Source organism: Pantoea graminicola (assembly GCF_048452665.1).
Classification (GTDB): Bacteria; Pseudomonadota; Gammaproteobacteria; order Enterobacterales; family Enterobacteriaceae; genus Pantoea.
Map to the genome: position 1 here is coordinate 72,998 of NZ_JBLWSJ010000011.1, position 17,598 is coordinate 90,595.

The window sequence follows — 17,598 nt, forward strand, 5'->3', positions numbered from 1 at the left end:
CCCATAACGACATTGGGAGAGTGCGTAATGAACAAGTGGAGTATTGGTGTTACCCTGTTGCTGGCCTCGACCAGCGTTCTGGCGAAAGACATTCAGCTGTTAAACGTTTCCTACGACCCAACGCGTGAGCTGTACGAACAGTACAACAAAGCGTTCAGTGCGCACTATAAACAGGAAACCGGCGATAATGTTGTCGTACGTCAGTCACATGGCGGCTCCGGTAAGCAGGCGACCTCCGTCATCAACGGCATTCGTGCCGATGTGGTCACGCTGGCGTTGCAATCGGATGTCGATGCCATTGCCGAGCGGGGACGTATCGATAAAAACTGGCAACAGCGTCTGCCGGACAACTCTGCGCCTTATACCTCGACCATTGTCTTCCTGGTGCGTAAAGGGAACCCGAAAGGGATCCATGACTGGAGCGACCTGACGAAACCCGGCGTCTCCGTGATTACCCCCAACCCGAAAACCTCCGGCGGTGCACGCTGGAACTACCTGGCAGCCTGGGGCTGGGCGCTGGACCACAACAATGGCGATCAGGCAAAAGCCCTGGCGTACGTCAGAGCGCTGTTTAAAAACGTTGAGGTGCAGGATTCCGGGGCACGCGGCGCAACTAATACCTTCGTGGAGCGCGGAATTGGTGATGTGCTGATCGCCTGGGAAAATGAAGCCTACCTGGCGGTGAATAAGCTGGGCAAAGATAAGTTTGAGATTGTCACCCCGAGCGAATCCATTCTGGCGGAACCGACGGTGTCAGTGGTCGATAAAGTGGTGGACGAAAAAGAGACGCGCAAAGTCGCCGATGCCTACCTGAAGTATCTCTACTCGCCGGAAGGTCAGACGATTGCAGCACAGAACTACTATCGCCCGCGTGATGCTGAAATCGCGAAGAAATTCTCCAGCACCTTTGCGCCGGTGAAGCTGTTTACCGTTCAGGATAAGTTTGGCGGCTGGGCGCAGGCACAGAAAGCGCACTTTGCCGATGGCGGCAGCTACGACAAGGTCATGAAACCCTGATCTCTGGCGGTCAGCGCCGATTGGCGCTGACCGCTGATCTTTCCTCTTCGCCCCGATGATCCCTTCTGATTCGAATACCCCGTGACATTCTTTTCCTGCCAGGCGAGGATGCAGGCTGCTTAGCCATTCAGGAAGCGTCATCATGCCGATAAAACGTCGTGCAGCCCGTCTGGCTGCCGGTCTGCTGGTGCTGGTCATTGCGGGAATGCTGGCGGCTGCCATGCATTTCAAAAAGAACAGCGATGCGCTGTGGCAGATTGTCAGCGAACAATGTCTGCCCGGTCAGCAGCGTCATGGCGATCCCGCACCCTGTCAGCGCGTCGATCTCAGCCAGCACTATGCGATGCTGAAAGACCGCAACGGGCCGCTGCAGTATCTGCTGATCCCGACCAACAGGATCAGCGGCATCGAAAGCCCGACCTTACTCCATCCCGGCACGCCCAATTATTTTGCCCTTGCCTGGCATGAACGCTCCCTGCTGGCGCAGCGTCACGGTTCGCCTGTCGATGACCGGGTGCTCTCACTGGCGATTAATGCCCACTATGGGCGCACGCAGAATCAGCTGCACATTCATCTCTCCTGCCTGCGGGCCGATGTGCGTCAGCAGCTCGACCGGCTGACACCGCCGCGCAGCGATCAGTGGCAGCGCGTCACGCTGCGCAGTCACCGCTACTGGCTGCGTACCCTGACGCCGGAGGCGCTGGCGCAGCAGAGTGCGTTTATCCGGCTGGCAGACGAACAACCTGCCGCGCGGGCAGAGATGGGAAAATATGGGCTGGCTCTGGCGGAATTACGGGATGGGCGACTGGTGCTGATGACGATTGAGCAGAACTGGCTGCTGCTGAACAGGGGATCGGCGGAGGAGTTACAGGACCACAGCTGTCAGCTGATTGCGCCGACAAAAAAGGCGGCCTGAGCCGCCTCTGCTTCAGCGCCTCAGACTCAGGCGTTTTTGGCCGCCGCTGCCGCTTTTACGATGACAGCGAAAGCGTCCGCTTTCAGTGACGCACCGCCAACCAGCGCACCATCGATGTCAGGCTGGGTGAAGAGCTCAGCCGCATTTTTGTCGTTCACTGAGCCGCCATACTGAATGATGACCTGCTCTGCGATGGCCGCATCTTTCTTCGCGATATGATCACGAATGAATTTGTGGACAGCCTGTGCCTGCGCTGGGGTGGCAGATTTGCCGGTGCCGATAGCCCAGACCGGCTCATACGCGATGACCGCATCTTTAAAGGCTTCTGCGCCCTGGGATTCCAGCACAGCATCCAGCTGACGCGCGCAGACTTCTTCGGTTTTACCCGCTTCGTTTTCCGCTTCGGTTTCGCCGATGCACAGCACCGGTACCAGACCCGCAGCTTTCAGCACGGCGAATTTCTTCGCGATGAATTCGTCGCTCTCTTTGTGGTAGGTGCGGCGTTCTGAGTGACCGATAATGATATATTTCGCACCGATGTCTTTCAGCATCTCTGCGGAGACTTCACCGGTGAAGGCGCCAGACAGGTTAACGTCCACATTCTGCGCACCCAGGGCGATGTGGCTGCCGGAGATAGCGTGTTTTGCCTGCTCGAGATAGAGCGCTGGTGGTGCAATCGCGACGCCACAACCTTCAACGCCAGAGAGTTCCTTGCGCAGACCGGCGATCAGTTCAGCTGTCATCTGCTTGCTGCCATTCAACTTCCAGTTACCCATAACCAGTGGATGTCGCATTCTATCCTCCGCATAACGCGATACATGAAAAATCGCTGCCAGCTGGCAGCGTTGACTGCCAGACAGTATAGAGATCAAATGTTGCGATGGCTTTGCTTTTCGTCATTTTCAGCCACTTCCTCAGGGGCTGGCGAGCGCCAGTTTGACCGGCTCAACGGCAAAGGTCAGCCCTTTGTCGCCGTGGTCCGCCACCACAAAACGGAGTGCGCCTTCCACCCGGGCAAAGTAGGGAAGATCTTTCCCCTCCTTCAGCAGTGCCTCCAGCTTTTTCCGCCCCTCATCGGCACTTAATCCCGGTACAAAGAAGCGCAGCATGGCGGTCATGTAGGTCAGCGCCTTTTGCTGTGAGGCGTTCTGATCCGGGCCGGGCAGGGGCAGCCAGGTAATCTGCAGCGTCTTGATTTTGCCGGTACCCGGCTCCAGCGCCGTCGAGGCGTACAGGGTTTCATTGATTTTGCTGGCGGCACGCGTCAGGTTGCTTTTATCCCCACGATTATCGATGGCACGATACTCCGGCAGCATCAGCGTCCCGTTGGCCTGATTATACTTTTCGCGAAACTGGCCGATAGTCATATCAAAAGTGGGTGCGCCCGCCAGCAGATAGGGGGCAGCAGGCAGCGTATCGGCCCGCTCCTGTGGTGGCGGGTCGGCGGCAAATACCGGAACCGTCAGCGCAAAGGATAACAGCAGTGCGCCAGGCAAATTCTTCATTTTGTCGATCCTAACCCGTAAACTCAGGCGCAAATTAAAACGGTTTTTATCCGCGAGGTCAAAAGCGCGGCGGTTCTCTTTCTCTGGATAATAATGCATGACGTTACAACAATGGTGTTTTTCCTGGCGTGGCCGACTGGGGCGCCGGGATTTCTGGATCTGGCAGGCGGTCTGGTTGCTGGCCACCACGCTTCTGTTTGTCTTTGCCGCTAACGACTGGCTTGATACCCAGATGGCGGCCTTCGGCGTGGTCTGTCTGCTGTGGCCCGCCAGCGCAGTCATCGTCAAACGACTGCACGACCGTAACCGTCGCGGCTACTGGGGCTTTCTGGTGATCGTGGCCTGGTTGCTGGTCGCGGGGAACTGGAGCATGCTGCCTGGAATTCTGCCCTGGCTGCTGGGGCGCGCGATTCCGTTTGTCTTACTGGCGGGTCTGCTGCTCGATCTCGGCGTCTTTCGCGGCACCCCCGGCGCTAACCGGTTTGGTGCCGCGACCCAGCCGGTGCGATACCGGCCAGCGCCTCACCAGTAATGTTCGCTGGTGATATGACCCGGTTTACGCTTCAGATGCTTGCGCATTCCGCGCGTCTCTTTCAGTAACTGTTGGGTATCGCGCACCATCTGCGGATTACCGCACAGCATCACATGACTGCTGTCGGCATCCAGGGTGAGTCCGGTCGCCTGCTCCAGCTCACCGTTTTCGATCAGCGCCGGCACCCGGCCCGTCAGCGATCCGGCGATCGCTTCGCGGCTTACCACTGTCTGAATACGCAACCGGCCGGGATAACGCTGCTGCAGTTGCTGCATCAGCGGCAAAAAGCTCAGGTCGGCGGCGTAGCGCGCGGCATGGACCAGCACGATGTTTTCAAAGCGATCCAGACCCTCGCCCTGCTGCAGCATCGACAGATAGGGACCAATCGCGGTGCCGGTGGCCAGCATCCACAAGGTTTTGCAATCCGGCACTTCATCCAGCACAAAAAATCCTGCCGCTTCTTTGGTAATCATCACCGGGTCGCCCGGCCGGAGCGCCTGAAGATGCGGACTCAGCTTGCCGTCCGGCACGGTAACCAGATAGAACTCCAGCAGATCATCGCTGGGGGCGTTGACGTAGGAGTAGGCGCGCTGAACCCGTTCACCGTCGATTTCCAGCGCGAGCTTGGCAAACTGCCCTGCGACAAAGGGATCGATGGGCGCGTTGACCCGGAGACTGAACAGCGCATCCGTCCAGTTTTTCACTTCCTTTACTTCCGCATTGACCCATTCAGCCATAATCACTCCCGGATTGTTGATTATTCAGGCAGGTCATTATTTTCGCGACTGCCCGCTGAGAATGCCAGTCTGCGGAGCGGCAAAGGCTCTAATCGTCAAACTGTTCCATTGTCTTTACAGGCTGGCCCATAAAATTGACAGCCGCAACCCCGGCCCTTTTTGCCCGCCTCTCGCTTTGTCACGCAATCCTGATATTTTGCCCGCCATAATCTGGTGACCAGCGGGTGAACCGCTGCTTAAACCTCCTTTCACAGAAAGATATTTTGCAGAATCATGATTAGTAAACTGGAAAATCGCCCGCTGCTGGTGATGCTCATTGTGCTGGTGGCCGTCGGGCAGATGGCTCAGACGATCTATGTCCCGGCGATGTCGGTAATGGCGGATGCCCTGAATGTGCGGGATGGTGCGCTGCAGCGTGTGATGGCTGCCTATCTGATGACCTATGGCGGATCCCAGCTGATCTACGGCCCGCTGTCGGACAGCGTCGGGCGGCGTCCGGTGATCCTGACGGGCATGCTGATCTTTATGATCGGCGCGGTCACTGCGCTGATGTCGACATCGCTCGACATGCTGGTGTTGGGCAGCGCGATTCAGGGGCTGGGAACCGGCGTGGCGGGCGTCATGGCGCGCACGATGCCGCGCGATCTCTATGAGGGGCACGCGCTGCGCCGCGCCAACAGCCTGCTTAACATGGGGATTCTGGTCAGCCCGCTGCTGGCGCCGGTTATTGGCGCGCTGCTGACCCAGCTCTTTGGCTGGCACGCCTGCTTTGCCTTCCTGCTGCTGCTCTGTCTGTCCGTCACCGGCGCGATGGCGCGCTGGCTGCCGGAAACCCGGCCTCAGAGCGGGGAAGTCACGCCTTTCTTCAGGCGCTACGTTCGCCTGCTGAGTGACGTCAATTTCGTCCGCTACATTGTGCTGCTGATTGGCGCACTGGCCGGGATCGCCGTCTTTGAGTCGAGCTGTGGGGTACTGCTCGGCGGCGTGCTTGGCCTGCCCAGCCTGACCGTCAGCATCCTGTTCATTCTGCCGATTCCGGCGGCGTTCTTTGGTGCCTGGTTCGCCGGGCGCGAGCAGGGCTCCTGGCACAGCCTGATGTGGTGGGGTGTGAACAGCTGCCTGCTGGCGGGCATCCTGATGTGGATCCCGGCATGGTTTGGCATCATGAATATCTGGACGCTGCTGGTGCCTGCGGCGCTGTTCTTCTTCGGGGCCGGGATGCTGTTCCCGCTGGCGACCTCCGGTGCGATGGAGCCTTATGCCTGGCTGGCGGGGAGTGCAGGCGCGCTGATTGGCGGGATGCAGAACCTGGGATCGGGCCTGGTGGCCTGGCTCTCTGCCCTGATGCCGCAGCGCGATCAGTTCAGCCTGGGGATGCTGATGTTCTTCACCGCGCTGGTGATGCTGCTCTGCTGGTTGCCGCTTTCTCGTCAGCCGGAGCGCGGCAACCAGCCGGTTACAGGATAAACGGATGGAGCGCCGGATCTTTACGGTCGAGGTAGTGAATCGACTGGATACGGCGGATGGTGCGTGATTTACCGCGGATCAGCAGGGTTTCGCTGGTGGCGATATTGCCCTGACGCGTGATGCCTTTCAGCAGCTCGCCACTGGTGATGCCGGTGGCAGCAAACACCACATTGTCGTTGCGCGCCATCTCACTCAGCGTCAGTTTTTTACCCGCTTCGATGCCCATCTCTGCACAGCGCTGTAGTTCCTGCTCACCGAGCCGGCGGTTTTCGGCGCTGTCGCCCTTCACATGATGACGCGCCAGCAACCGGCCCTGCATATCGCCGTCCAGCGCGCGGATCACCGCCGCAGAGACCACCCCTTCCGGCGCGCCACCGATGCCATACATCACATCCACTTCGCTGTCCGGCATGCAGGTCAGAATCGAGGCCGCGACATCGCCATCCGGGAAAGTAAACACCCGCACACCCAGCTGCTGGAGCTGGCCGATCACCGCGTCATGGCGGGGCTTTGCCAGAATGGAGACGGTAAGCTGCGACAGCGGCTTGTTCATCGCGATCGCAATATTGCGCAGGTTGGTTTCCAGAGGCTGATCGAGGTCAATCGCGCCGCGCGCCGCCGGGCCGACAATCAGTTTTTCCATGTACATATCGGGGGCGTGCAGGAAGCTTCCCTTGTCGCCCACGGCCATCACGGCCAGTGCATTCGCCTGACCCAGCGCCGTCATGCGGGTGCCCTCGATCGGATCGACCGCGATATCGACCGCGTCACCGCGACCCGTACCGACGCTTTCACCGATGTAAAGCATCGGCGCTTCGTCGATCTCGCCTTCACCGATCACAATCTGACCGTCGATTTCAATGGAGTTCAGGACATGACGCATGGCATGGACAGCCGCGCCATCGGCCGCATTTTTGTCGCCGCGTCCTAACCAGTGGTAGCCCGCCAGGGCGGCAGCTTCGGTTACGCGGGAAAATTCAATGGCAAGTTCTCGTTTCATGGCATCTACCTGACAAAAAACAGGCAGGCAGTGTAACACAGCGGGGCAGTGGGGCGGGGAAAGGCCCGCGACGATCGTCGCCGCGGGCCCCGATATTACTCCTGTTCTTCCCAGGCCTGAGCGCGGGCAACCGCTTTTTTCCAGCCGGCATAACGGAAGTTACGCTCGGTGGTTTCCAGGCTCGGGCGGAACTCACGTTCGATAACGGCTTTCGCGCGCACTTCGTCCAGATCCTGCCAGAAGCCCACGGCCAGACCGGCCAGATAAGCAGAACCCAGCGCGGTCACTTCGCGGACTTCCGGGCGCTCAACGCGGGTGCCCAGAATGTCAGCCTGGAACTGCATCAGGAAATTGTTGGAGACCGCACCGCCATCCACACGCAGCGCCTGCAGGCGGGTGTTGGCATCGTTCTGCATCGCCTCCAGCACGTCGCGCGTCTGATAAGCGATAGACTCCAGCGTCGCGCGGATGATGTGGTTGGAGTTAGCACCACGGGTCAGACCGAAGATCGCGCCACGGGCATACGGGTCCCAGTAAGGCGCGCCCAGGCCGGTGAACGCCGGCACCATGTAGACGCCGTTGGTATCTTTGACTTTCATCGCGAAGTATTCAGAGTCAGCGGCTTCGCTGATCAGCTTCATCTCATCGCGCAGCCACTGAATAGAGGCACCGCCAATAAACACTGCACCTTCCAGCGCATAGTTCACTTCACCGCGCGGACCACAGGCAATGGTGGTCAGCAGGCCGTGCGTGGAGGTTACCGCTTCAGTCCCGGTGTTCATCAGCATAAAGCAGCCGGTGCCGTAGGTATTTTTCGCCATGCCAGGCTGAACACAGAGCTGGCCATACAGCGCGGCCTGCTGGTCACCGGCGATACCGGCGATTGGAATACGGGTGCCGCCCTTACCGCCGATGTTGGTCTGGCCGTAGACCTCTGAGGAGGACTTCACTTCCGGCAGCATTTCACGCGGGATATCCAGGATATCCAGCATACGCTGATCCCACTCCAGCTTGTGAATGTTGAACATCATGGTACGGGAGGCGTTGGTGTAGTCAGTGATATGCACACGACCCTGCGTCATTTTCCAGACCAGCCAGGTATCCACGGTGCCGAACAGCAGCTCGCCACGTTTTGCACGCTCACGCGCACCCTCAACGTGATCCAGAATCCACTTCACTTTGGTGCCGGAGAAGTAGGGGTTAATCACCAGGCCGGTGGTGTGCTGGATGTACTCTTCCAGACCCTCTTTCTTCAGTTTGTTACAGTAGTCCGCAGTGCGCGGATCCTGCCAGACGATGGCGTTGTAGATCGGCTTGCCGCTCTCTTTTTCCCAGACAATCGCGGTTTCACGCTGGTTGGTGATACCGATTGCCGCAATCTCATCAGAGCGGATGTCGGCGTGCGCCAGCACTTCTACCAGTGTCGAGCTTTGCGACGCCCAGATATCCATTGGATCATGCTCAACCCAGCCCGCTTTCGGGTAGATCTGGGTAAATTCGCGCTGCGATACCGCGACGATATTTGAGTCGTGATCGAGGACCACGGCACGCGAACTGGTTGTGCCCTGATCGAGCGCGACAATATACTTTTTATCTGTTGTGGTAGTCATAAATTCAGTCCTGATGATAAAAGGTGAAACTTACGCTTTACGCTGCTGAGCGCGTGCAACGGGTTTGTCTGCCGGGGCATTTGCAGGTGCCTGCGCGATACCTGGCAGGTAGCGACCAATCAGAGTGCGATATCCTACTGCGCCCAGGCAGGCACCGACCAGCGGGCCAAAAACAGGGACCAGGAAGTAAGGAATATCTTTACCACCGGTGAACGCCACGTTACCCCAGCCTGCGATGAAGGCGAACAGCTTCGGTCCGAAATCACGCGCCGGGTTCAGGGCGAAGCCGGTCAGTGGACCCATCGAGCCGCCGATAACGGCAACCAGCAGGCCAATCAGCAGCGGTGCCATCGGGCCACGCGGAACGCCGTTGCCATCGTCGGTCAGCGCCATAATCACTGCCATCAGTACAGCGGTAATGACCATCTCGACCAGGAACGCCTGACCGACGCTGATGTGCGGGTTAGGATAGGTAGAGAAGATGCCCGCCAGATCCAGACTCTGAACGGTGCCACGCACCATCTGATGACTCTGCTCGTAATCGAAAAAGAGGCTGTAGTAAAGACCATAAACCAGCGCGGCCGCGCAGAATGCGCCGGCGACCTGCGCCAGAATGTAGGGCAGTACTTTACGACCGTCGAAGCTGGCGAACAGGCAGAGCGCGACCGTCACGGCAGGGTTCAGGTGTGCGCCTGAAACGCCTGCGGTCAGATACACCGCCATTGAGACGGCTAAGCCCCAGATAATGCAGATTTCCCACTGACCGAATGCGGCACCGGCGAGTTTCAGAGCAGCCACACAGCCTGCGCCAAAGAAGATTATCAAGCCTGTCCCCAGAAATTCGGCAATACACTGACCTTTGAGCGTGTTAGTTGTCTGACTCATAATAGTGGTTCCTGAAGCGAGGTTAAATTTTATCAGTTTTTGTTCTCAGTCCATGAGTCACCCAGCTTTGATGTAGGGCTGATGTGAATTTATCGTTAACGAACATAAACGAGAAATAGCGAAATCATTTTTTGTGTACTGTGTCATAAAAATGCGCGATTTCGCGTATTCCGGCTTTCTTTAACCACAATTCGCGCCCTGTTGCCGTGGGATCGGACCACGGCTGTCCTCTGCGACGCCCGGTTTCAGGGATTGACTGAAAAGTGTTACAGACTGCGCGCGCGGCGGCCACGTTGCTGGACTTGCGGGGTGAGGCTACATACAATCGGGACAACGTTGCTGGCTTAAGCTGGCATCATCAACGCCTTGCAGAATTTAGGAGAGGTCAGAAAGATGTCATTTGAAGTGTTTGAGAAACTGGAAGCGAAAGTACAGCAGGCGATTGATACCATCACCCTGTTGCAGATGGAAATCGAAGAGCTGAAAGAGCAGAACAACTCACTGCGTAACGATGCGCAACAGGTTGCGGGCAACCACGATGCACTGATGCGTGAAAATCAGCACCTGAAAGAAGAGCAGCATGTGTGGCAGGAACGTCTGCGTGCGCTGCTGGGAAAAATGGAAGAGGTTTGAAGCCTCAGCTGACGTGAAAAAACGGGTGCTCTGGCACCCGTTTTCATGTCTGCGCTATTCGATGTCCAGCGCGTCTTCTGACAGAATGATACCGGTATTGTCAGCGTAGAGATGGTCGCCGGAGAAGAAGGTGACGCCGCCGAAATTGACGCGCACATCGCTTTCGCCAATCCCTTCACCCGCTGCGCCAGCCGGGATCGCCGCAATGGCCTGAATGCCAATTTCCAGCTCTTCCAGCTCATCCACCTGCCGCACCGAACCGTACACGACCAGCCCTTCCCACTCGTTGGCCGCCGCCAGCTGCGCCAGCTGCGCATCCACCAGCGCCCGACGGACAGAGCCGCCGCCATCGATGACCAGTACCCGACCCCGGCCATTTTCTTCCAGCAGATCGTAAAGTAAGCCGTTGTCTTCAAAGCATTTCACTGTGGTAATCTGACCACCGAATGAAGTGCGCCCACCGAAGTTTGAAAAAAGCGGTTCAACAACATTCACTTCTTCATGGTAGATATCGCAGAGTTCAGATGTATCGTATTTCATAAGGGTTTCGTCTGTTTGCCACAGGAGAGGTAAGTATATCGCTATATGCAGATTGTTGGCAAAATCATCAGTATGAAAAAAGCATCGTTCGATCAAGAACATGCACAAAAAAGCCCAGCCGGGTGGGCTGGGCTTCTGAAAAGCATAAAGCGGTGAATCAGAGAATGAAGCGGCTCAGGTCTTCGTCTGCCACCAGCACATCCAGATGCTTGCCGACATACTCCGCATCGATGGTCACAGACTCACCGGAGCGATCGCTGGCGTCATAGGAGATATCTTCCATCAGACGCTCCAGCACGGTATGCAGACGACGCGCACCGATGTTTTCGGTGGTTTCGTTGACCTGCCACGCGGCTTCTGCGATGCGACGAATCCCCTCTTCGGTAAACTCAATGTTTACCCCTTCGGTGTTCATCAGCGCCTTGTACTGCACGGTAATCGAGGCATTCGGCTCGGTCAGAATGCGCTGGAAATCGTTCACGGTCAGCGCCTGCAGCTCAACACGAATCGGCAGACGACCCTGCAGTTCCGGGATCAGATCGGAAGGGCTGGCTACCTGGAACGCACCGGAGGCGATAAACAGGATGTGGTCCGTTTTCACCATGCCATGCTTGGTGGAGACGGTGCAGCCTTCAACCAGCGGCAGCAGGTCGCGCTGCACGCCTTCGCGTGACACATCCGGGCCGCCTGAATTCTGGCCGCCACGCTTACAGATTTTGTCGATCTCATCGATGAATACGATACCGTGCTGCTCAACGGCGTCGATGGCGTCCTGTTTAAGCTCATCCGGATTGACCAGTTTTGCCGCTTCTTCTTCGATCAGCAGCTTCATCGCTTCTTTGATCTTCAGCTTGCGGGCTTTCTGCTTCTGGCCGCCCAGGTTCTGGAACATCGACTGCAGCTGGCTGGTCATCTCTTCCATGCCCGGAGGGGCCATGATTTCAACACCCGGCCCGCTGGCCGCCAGATCGATCTCAATCTCTTTGTCATCCAGCTGGCCTTCGCGCAGCTTCTTACGGAATGACTGACGCGCCGCAGAGGGTTCAGCACTCTGTTCTGACTGACCCCAGTTGTTTTTAGCCGGTGGGATCAGCACGTCCAGAATGCGCTCTTCAGCCATCTCTTCGGCGCGATATTTATTCTTCTCAATCGCCTGACTGCGCACCATCTTAATGGCCGAATCGGTCAGATCGCGAATGATAGAGTCCACTTCCTTACCGACATAACCGACCTCGGTAAACTTGGTGGCCTCAACCTTGATGAACGGCGCATTGGCCAGCTTCGCCAGACGACGGGCAATCTCGGTTTTACCGACACCGGTCGGACCGATCATCAGGATGTTTTTAGGGGTCACTTCGTGGCGCAGCTCTTCGTCGAGCTGCATGCGGCGCCAGCGGTTACGCAGTGCGATAGCCACGGCGCGCTTGGCGCTGTCCTGGCCGATAATAAAACGGTTCAGTTCGCTGACGATTTCGCGTGGAGTCATCTCAGACATATTTATACCCTTACGCCTTAGACGTTAATTCTTCGAAATTAACGTTGTGGTTTGTGTAGATGCAGATATCACCCGCGATGTTCAGCGACTTCTCAACGATGTCGCGTGCGCCCAGTTCGGTATTCTCCAGCAGCGCGCGTGCCGCTGCCTGAGCGAAAGGCCCACCGGAGCCGATAGCGATCAGATCGTTTTCAGGCTGGATGACGTCACCGTTACCGCTGATAATCAGCGATGCGGACTCATCCGCAACGGCCAGTAAGGCCTCCAGACGACGCAGCATACGGTCGGTACGCCAGTCTTTGGCCAGTTCCACCGCCGCTTTGACCAGATGGCCCTGATGCATTTCCAGCTTACGTTCGAACAGTTCAAACAGGGTGAAGGCGTCTGCGGTGCCGCCAGCAAAACCGGCAATCACCTTATCGTTGTATAAACGACGCACTTTTTTGACGTTGCCTTTCATCACGGTATTGCCGAGCGTAGCCTGGCCATCACCGCCAATCACTACCTGGCCGTTGCGTCGTACACTTACTATTGTTGTCACGGGCAGACCCCTTGTTGCAGTCGGAAAAGGACTCCGCGCACCGGGCGCGGAGTATCATGCAACAGATATGGGGCGGGTTTGACGGGTTTCAACCCCCGATGGAGAGTGGAATGCAGCCGCTGTGTCCGGAACTGCGCAGGCGCTTCAGGGTGCTGTCGGCCGAGGCGCGATCTTTATAAGGACCGATAACCACACGATTCCAGCCGCCGCCAGTAGTAATCCGGCTTTCAAAACCTTCAAAGGCTAAGCCGGCTCGGACCGATTCAGCCTGGTCGGTGCCTTTAAACGAACCACACTGCACCATCCAGCGCTGTGAAGAGGCCTTTTCAGCCGGTTTCACTTTTGCCGTTTCCTGCGGTTTTGACTGCGCCTCTGGTTCACGCGTAATCGGCGCGGCCTGCTGCGTCTGGCGCTGTACATTTTGCTGCTGCTGCTGCTGCTGGCGTTGCTGTGCCTGCTGCTGTTGCTGACGCAGTTGTTGTTGCTGTAACTGCTGCTGACGCTGCTGCTGTTGCTGAGCCTGCAACTGCTGACGTTGCTGCTGCTGAACCTGCTGCTGCTGGCGTTGCTGTTGCTGCTGAACCTGTTGCTGCTGACGTTGCAGTTGTTGCAGCTGCTGCTGATGCTGCAGCGTCTGCTGGCGTTGCGCCGGCGTCTGTTCGTTCCACGGCACTTCGTTGAGCTGAGTCGGCTGCTGACGCATATCAGCCTGCATCTGCTCCAGCAGCTGACGCTGCTCATCGGTCAGCTGTGTCTGCGACTTCACTTCGCCACCCGATGAAGGCTCGATAGGGGTCGGCACGGTAATCTGACGATTTTCCAGCTCTTTAATATATTTCCAGCGCTCTTCTGGCTTCGGCGGTAAGCCATTGCCGTTGGCTTTATGATCCGTAATGACCGGCACGTCCTCTTTTTTATGATGCGCCAGGAACCATAAACCACCGGCAAAGGTCACCAGCACTGCGACCGCCAGTACAATCATCAACTTAGAAATGCCCGAGCCGCCTTTGCTCTTTTTGCCACGGCTGGGGCTTTTTTTGCGACGCGTCCCTGTTGAACGCCCGCGGCCTACATAATCTTTTTGTGCCACTCTCGTTCTTATACCCTTCAAAAATAGTGCCTGATGGGCGAAATAGTGATGCTTACGCGCCCGGCAAGGAGTCCGTCATGTTACTTAAGGGTCGGAACTTTGACCAGCAGTGTTCGCCTTAAGAATCTACTGAAAAGAATCAGACGAAAAGGCTTATTTTTCACGCTTTTTTGCGCGCGCTGTGCTGCCCCGAATGGTTAAACCGGCATCCAGCAGCCGCGAGCCACTGATCACCCGTTTGCCATTCAGCTCATCCAGCAGCAACAGCATCGCTTCGCGGCCTATCTGGTAACGCGGCTGCGTGACCGTTGTGAGCGGCGGCTCGCAGTAACGGGAGAGCTCAATATCATCGAAGCCAACCACAGAGAGATCCTCCGGTATCCGCACGCCGCAGCGTCTGGCCTGATTCATCGCGCCCAGCGCCATAATATCGCTGTGGCAGAACAGTGCGCGCGGAGGCTGCGGCAGCGTCATCAGCTGGTTCATGGCAGCCACACCCGCTTCAAACGTAAAATCGCCACGCACGATATAGGCAGGATCGACCGTCAGCCCGCTGCGACGCATCGCCTGTACGTAGCCCTGCAGGCGATACTGGCAGAGCGGCATCTCCTGCGGCCCGGCGATACAGGCGATCTGCGTGTGGCCCAACTGTAGCAGATGATTCACCGCTTCGAAGGCGGCGGTCAGATTATCAATGTGAACCGAGGGCAGGGACATCTCCGGCGCGAACTCATTCGCCATCACCATCGGCGGCAGATTGCGCTGCTCATCAATGCTGGCGTCAAAGGGCAGCTGGGAACCGAGCAGCACCATGCCATCTATCTGCCGCGTAACCATCAGATTAAGAAAGGTTCTCTCCTGCTGATTCTGATGGGCGCAGTCGCCAATCAGGACCAGATAGCCCTCTTCGGCAGCGGCGACTTCAACGCCACGAATAATTTCGCTGAAAAAGGGATCGCAGATATCAGGGACAATAACCAGGATAGTTCGCGTCTCGTTACGCCGTGCGTTGCGCGCGGGACCGTGAGCCGAATAGCCAACGGCGGCAACCGCCTGCTCGACTTTCTGGCGGGTGGCCGCAGAGACTTTCTCCGGGTTCATCAGCGCACGCGATACGGTGGCGGTTGAGACACCCGCGTGTTCCGCGACATCCTTCATCGTGGCGGCGGGCGGTTGTTGATTCTGCTCCAACACATGCTCCTGACGCGTTATGGCGCGTTCGATTCTGTTTTTGCCTGACATAAAAGCAAACCGGGCAACATTGTTAACGATTGCCCGGCCGGTTGTTACTTAATTTGCATAAAAATTGTGACTTAAGCGACAATTTTCGATCCCGCTCGCAGTGTCAGAAAAAATCAGCTTTCCGTCGGGTCGATATCCAGCGTCCATTTAACCTTACGGGCGGCGGGCAGGGTTGAAACCAGCGGTAACGAGCTGCTCAGCAACTGCTGCAGACGCTGGCGGGAGGGGTGCTGTAAGAGCAGCTGCCAGCGCCAGCGCCCGCTGCGTTTGGGCTGCAGCGCGGGCAGAGGCCCCATAAACCACATCGCCTGATCATTCAGCGGACTCGCCTCCAGCAGGTTGCGAAGCTGTTGCAGAAACTCTGCTGCCTGCTGGTTATCCATATCTTCGGCGCGGAACAGCGCATGGCGGCTCCAGGGCGGCAGGTGAACCGCCTGTCGCTCCAGTAACGCCTGTTGGGCGAACGCCGGATAGCCCTGATGCAGCAGCGTCTGCAGTAACGGATGCTCCGGATGATGCGTCTGCAGCAGAACTTCGCCCTGTTTGCCCGCCCGGCCAGCCCGCCCGGCGACCTGAGTGTAGAGCTGGGCAAAGCGCTCCGCCGCACGAAAGTCCGCGGAGAACAGCGCACCGTCGACATCCAGCAGCGACACCAGCGTGACGTCAGGGAAGTGGTGGCCCTTGGCCAGCATCTGAGTGCCGACCAGGATGCGTGCGCCACCGCGGTGAACGTCGGCCAGATGCTGCTCCAGCGCCCCTTTGCGACTGGTGGTGTCGCGATCGATCCGCGACACCGGCACGCCGGGGAAGAGGGTGCCGAGTTGCTGCTCAAGCTGCTCCGTGCCCACACCGACCGGCAGCAGATGGGTCGAACCGCACTGCGGGCATTGATTGGGCAGCGGACGCTGGCTGTCGCAATGATGGCAGCGCAGCTGGCGATGATGCTGATGCAGCGTGTAGTAGCGGTCACAGCGGGTACACTCGGCAATCCAGCCGCAGTCGTGACAGAGCAGGGCGGGCGAAAACCCCCGGCGGTTGAGAAATAGCAGCACCTGGTTGTCGGCCTGCAGGTGCTGGCGCATTTTCGCGATCAGGCCTGGAGCCAGGCCGCCGATCAGCTGCACGCCCTTTAAATCGATAAGCTGTTGCAGCGCCGGTCTGGCGTTACCGGCACGTTTTGTCAGGTCGAGCTGGCGATATTTGCCGCTGCGCACGTTGTGCAGCGTCTCCAGCGCCGGTGTCGCGGAGCCCATCACAATCGGGATGTTCTCTTCATGCGCGCGGAAGACAGCCAGGTCGCGCGCCTGATAGCGCCAGCCCTCCTGCTGTTTGTAGGAGCTGTCATGCTCCTCATCAATAATAATGACGCCGGGACGCGCCAGCGGGGTAAACAGCGCCGAGCGGGTTCCAATGACAATCGCCGTTTCGCCGCGTCGCGCACGCAACCAGACGGCCAGCCGCTCGCTGTCGTTCAGGGCGGAATGCAGCACATCGATGGGGGCATCAAAACGTTCACGAAAGCGTGCGATAGTCTGCGGGGTCAGGCCAATCTCAGGCACCAGCACCAGCGCCTGTTTACCGCGCGCCAGCACATTCTCCAGTACGCTGAGGTAAACCTCGGTTTTGCCGGAACCGGTAATCCCCGCCAGCAGCCAGGCCGCATAGTTCTCATCATCGGCCCGAATGGCGCCGACGGCCATCGCCTGGTCGGTATTCAGGCGCAGACGCTCGCCTTTGACGGCATAGGTTGACCGCCAGTCATGCCGGTCCGGCTGATGCGCATGCAGTTCGCACAGCCCTTTGGCGCGCAGAGCCTGCAGGGTCGCGTCGGTGAGATCGTGATCGCCAGTCTGATGACGATAGAGCGGCTGCTGACGCAGTGCCGCCAGCGCCTGCTGCTGCTTAGGCGCCCGCTTCAGGCTCTCTGGCGCGGTCGCCCGGCCCAGCTCGGTGATTTCCCAGCGCCATAGCGGAGTATCCTGCGCCGCTTTCCCCTGACGCAGCAGCACCGGAATTGCGTGGCTCAGGACTTCGCCCTGCGGCGAGTGATAGTAGTGCGCGGCCCAGTTCAAAATGCGCCAGAGCGAGGGCGGAAAGAGTGACTCGCTATCCAGCACCTCGCCGACCCGCCTGAGCTGCGCTTCCGGCAGGTCGCTGCTGTCGCGGAAGGCGACCACGATGCCGATCATTTTTCGATTGCCAAAGGGCACACTCACGCGGCCGCCAATGACCGGCTGCGCGCCCTGCGGCGGCAGATAATCAAACAGGCGGGGCAACGGGACGGGCAGGGCAACCTGAACGACGGGCATAACTCTCTCTTTCCGGCTCAATCATCGGGGAAGCTAGTGTACACGCTGTACCCGGCTGGCGGGTATCTCAGGATAGATT

17 protein-coding genes are annotated in these 17,598 nt (G+C 58.2%); 5 read left to right on the forward strand and 12 right to left on the reverse strand.

Features of this window, described 5'->3' with window-relative positions; all coding sequences use genetic code 11:
• Positions 1–27 precede the first annotated feature (27 nt).
• Both ACNY69_RS20075 and ACNY69_RS20080 read left to right on the forward strand, forming a co-directional pair.
• Entirely contained in the window at positions 28–1,017 is a 990-nt protein-coding gene (locus ACNY69_RS20075) for a sulfate ABC transporter substrate-binding protein (RefSeq protein WP_111140705.1), read from the forward strand.
• 142 nt (positions 1,018–1,159) lie between these two features.
• A complete protein-coding gene (locus ACNY69_RS20080; RefSeq protein WP_111140704.1) occupies positions 1,160–1,933 on the forward strand; it encodes a CDP-diacylglycerol diphosphatase in 774 nt (257 codons plus the stop codon).
• Between the two features lie 26 nt (positions 1,934–1,959).
• Here the strand turns inward: ACNY69_RS20080 and tpiA are convergent, their stop codons facing one another.
• A complete protein-coding gene (tpiA, locus tag ACNY69_RS20085; protein ID WP_111140703.1) occupies positions 1,960–2,727 on the reverse strand; it encodes a triose-phosphate isomerase in 768 nt (255 codons plus the stop codon).
• Between the two features lie 120 nt (positions 2,728–2,847).
• Complete coding sequence (locus ACNY69_RS20090) at positions 2,848–3,438, reverse strand: DUF1454 family protein (RefSeq protein WP_111140728.1); 591 nt, start codon at positions 3,436–3,438, stop codon at positions 2,848–2,850.
• A gap of 97 nt (positions 3,439–3,535) precedes the next feature.
• Here ACNY69_RS20090 and ACNY69_RS20095 point away from each other — a divergent pair, with 97 nt between their 5' ends.
• Complete coding sequence (locus ACNY69_RS20095) at positions 3,536–3,970, forward strand: DUF805 domain-containing protein (RefSeq protein WP_293770509.1); 435 nt, start codon at positions 3,536–3,538, stop codon at positions 3,968–3,970.
• Here ACNY69_RS20095 and fpr read toward each other — a convergent pair.
• Positions 3,961–4,707 carry a ferredoxin--NADP(+) reductase gene (gene fpr, locus ACNY69_RS20100; protein ID WP_111140701.1) on the reverse strand — a complete coding sequence of 249 codons (747 nt, stop codon included), beginning with the start codon at positions 4,705–4,707 and terminating at the stop codon, positions 3,961–3,963. The genes ACNY69_RS20095 and fpr overlap by 10 nt on opposite strands.
• Positions 4,708–4,980: 273 nt before the next feature.
• On the opposite strand from fpr, the gene emrD reads away from it, so the two are divergent.
• Complete coding sequence (gene emrD / locus ACNY69_RS20105; RefSeq protein WP_111140700.1) at positions 4,981–6,174, forward strand: multidrug efflux MFS transporter EmrD; 1,194 nt, start codon at positions 4,981–4,983, stop codon at positions 6,172–6,174.
• Here the strand turns inward: emrD and glpX are convergent.
• The 3 genes from glpX to ACNY69_RS20120 all read right to left on the reverse strand — a co-directional run bounded on the left by glpX (position 6,164) and on the right by ACNY69_RS20120 (position 9,669).
• On the reverse strand, positions 6,164–7,174 hold the full coding sequence (glpX, locus tag ACNY69_RS20110; RefSeq protein WP_293770505.1) for a class II fructose-bisphosphatase: 1,011 nt from the start codon (positions 7,172–7,174) through the stop codon (positions 6,164–6,166). The genes emrD and glpX overlap by 11 nt on opposite strands.
• A gap of 95 nt (positions 7,175–7,269) precedes the next feature.
• Entirely contained in the window at positions 7,270–8,784 is a 1,515-nt protein-coding gene (glpK, locus tag ACNY69_RS20115) for a glycerol kinase GlpK (RefSeq protein WP_367395925.1), read from the reverse strand.
• A 30-nt stretch (positions 8,785–8,814) separates the two neighbouring features.
• Complete coding sequence (locus ACNY69_RS20120) at positions 8,815–9,669, reverse strand: MIP/aquaporin family protein (RefSeq protein ID WP_111140413.1); 855 nt, start codon at positions 9,667–9,669, stop codon at positions 8,815–8,817.
• A gap of 393 nt (positions 9,670–10,062) precedes the next feature.
• On the opposite strand from ACNY69_RS20120, the gene zapB reads away from it, so the two are divergent.
• Positions 10,063–10,302: a cell division protein ZapB gene (zapB, locus tag ACNY69_RS20125; protein WP_003851242.1), complete on the forward strand. Its 240-nt coding sequence runs from the start codon at positions 10,063–10,065 to the stop codon at positions 10,300–10,302.
• 54 nt (positions 10,303–10,356) lie between these two features.
• On the opposite strand, the gene rraA is transcribed toward zapB, so the two are convergent.
• The 6 genes from rraA to priA all read right to left on the reverse strand — a co-directional run bounded on the left by rraA (position 10,357) and on the right by priA (position 17,519).
• Positions 10,357–10,842 carry a ribonuclease E activity regulator RraA gene (gene rraA, locus ACNY69_RS20130; protein ID WP_111140414.1) on the reverse strand — a complete coding sequence of 162 codons (486 nt, stop codon included), beginning with the start codon at positions 10,840–10,842 and terminating at the stop codon, positions 10,357–10,359.
• A 157-nt stretch (positions 10,843–10,999) separates the two neighbouring features.
• On the reverse strand, positions 11,000–12,337 hold the full coding sequence (hslU, locus tag ACNY69_RS20135; RefSeq protein ID WP_111140415.1) for an HslU--HslV peptidase ATPase subunit: 1,338 nt from the start codon (positions 12,335–12,337) through the stop codon (positions 11,000–11,002).
• A 10-nt stretch (positions 12,338–12,347) separates the two neighbouring features.
• Complete coding sequence (gene hslV / locus ACNY69_RS20140) at positions 12,348–12,878, reverse strand: ATP-dependent protease subunit HslV (RefSeq protein WP_111140416.1); 531 nt, start codon at positions 12,876–12,878, stop codon at positions 12,348–12,350.
• An 88-nt stretch (positions 12,879–12,966) separates the two neighbouring features.
• Positions 12,967–13,968 (reverse strand): cell division protein FtsN, encoded by a 1,002-nt coding sequence (gene ftsN / locus ACNY69_RS20145; protein WP_367395923.1) that lies wholly within the window; start codon positions 13,966–13,968, stop codon positions 12,967–12,969.
• 153 nt (positions 13,969–14,121) lie between these two features.
• Positions 14,122–15,159, reverse strand: a complete 1,038-nt coding sequence (gene cytR, locus ACNY69_RS20150) for a DNA-binding transcriptional regulator CytR (RefSeq protein ID WP_111140418.1) — start codon at positions 15,157–15,159, stop codon at positions 14,122–14,124.
• A gap of 164 nt (positions 15,160–15,323) precedes the next feature.
• Complete coding sequence (gene priA / locus ACNY69_RS20155; protein WP_111140419.1) at positions 15,324–17,519, reverse strand: primosomal protein N'; 2,196 nt, start codon at positions 17,517–17,519, stop codon at positions 15,324–15,326.
• Between the last annotated feature and the right edge of the window lie 79 nt (positions 17,520–17,598).

Excerpts from the sequence above, each read along its gene's own strand:
- ACNY69_RS20075 (WP_111140705.1), top strand. The coding sequence starts at position 28 with ATGAACAAGTGGAGTATTGGTGTTACCCTGTTGCTGGCCTCGACCAGC.
- ACNY69_RS20080 (WP_111140704.1), top strand. The coding sequence starts at position 1,160 with ATGCCGATAAAACGTCGTGCAGCCCGTCTGGCTGCCGGTCTGCTGGTG.
- tpiA (WP_111140703.1), bottom strand. The coding sequence starts at position 2,727 with ATGCGACATCCACTGGTTATGGGTAACTGGAAGTTGAATGGCAGCAAG.
- ACNY69_RS20090 (WP_111140728.1), bottom strand. The coding sequence starts at position 3,438 with ATGAAGAATTTGCCTGGCGCACTGCTGTTATCCTTTGCGCTGACGGTT.
- ACNY69_RS20095 (WP_293770509.1), top strand. The coding sequence starts at position 3,536 with ATGACGTTACAACAATGGTGTTTTTCCTGGCGTGGCCGACTGGGGCGC.
- fpr (WP_111140701.1), bottom strand. The coding sequence starts at position 4,707 with ATGGCTGAATGGGTCAATGCGGAAGTAAAGGAAGTGAAAAACTGGACG.
- emrD (WP_111140700.1), top strand. The coding sequence starts at position 4,981 with ATGATTAGTAAACTGGAAAATCGCCCGCTGCTGGTGATGCTCATTGTG.
- glpX (WP_293770505.1), bottom strand. The coding sequence starts at position 7,174 with ATGAAACGAGAACTTGCCATTGAATTTTCCCGCGTAACCGAAGCTGCC.
- glpK (WP_367395925.1), bottom strand. The coding sequence starts at position 8,784 with ATGACTACCACAACAGATAAAAAGTATATTGTCGCGCTCGATCAGGGC.
- ACNY69_RS20120 (WP_111140413.1), bottom strand. The coding sequence starts at position 9,669 with ATGAGTCAGACAACTAACACGCTCAAAGGTCAGTGTATTGCCGAATTT.
- zapB (WP_003851242.1), top strand. The coding sequence starts at position 10,063 with ATGTCATTTGAAGTGTTTGAGAAACTGGAAGCGAAAGTACAGCAGGCG.
- rraA (WP_111140414.1), bottom strand. The coding sequence starts at position 10,842 with ATGAAATACGATACATCTGAACTCTGCGATATCTACCATGAAGAAGTG.
- hslU (WP_111140415.1), bottom strand. The coding sequence starts at position 12,337 with ATGTCTGAGATGACTCCACGCGAAATCGTCAGCGAACTGAACCGTTTT.
- priA (WP_111140419.1), bottom strand. The coding sequence starts at position 17,519 with ATGCCCGTCGTTCAGGTTGCCCTGCCCGTCCCGTTGCCCCGCCTGTTT.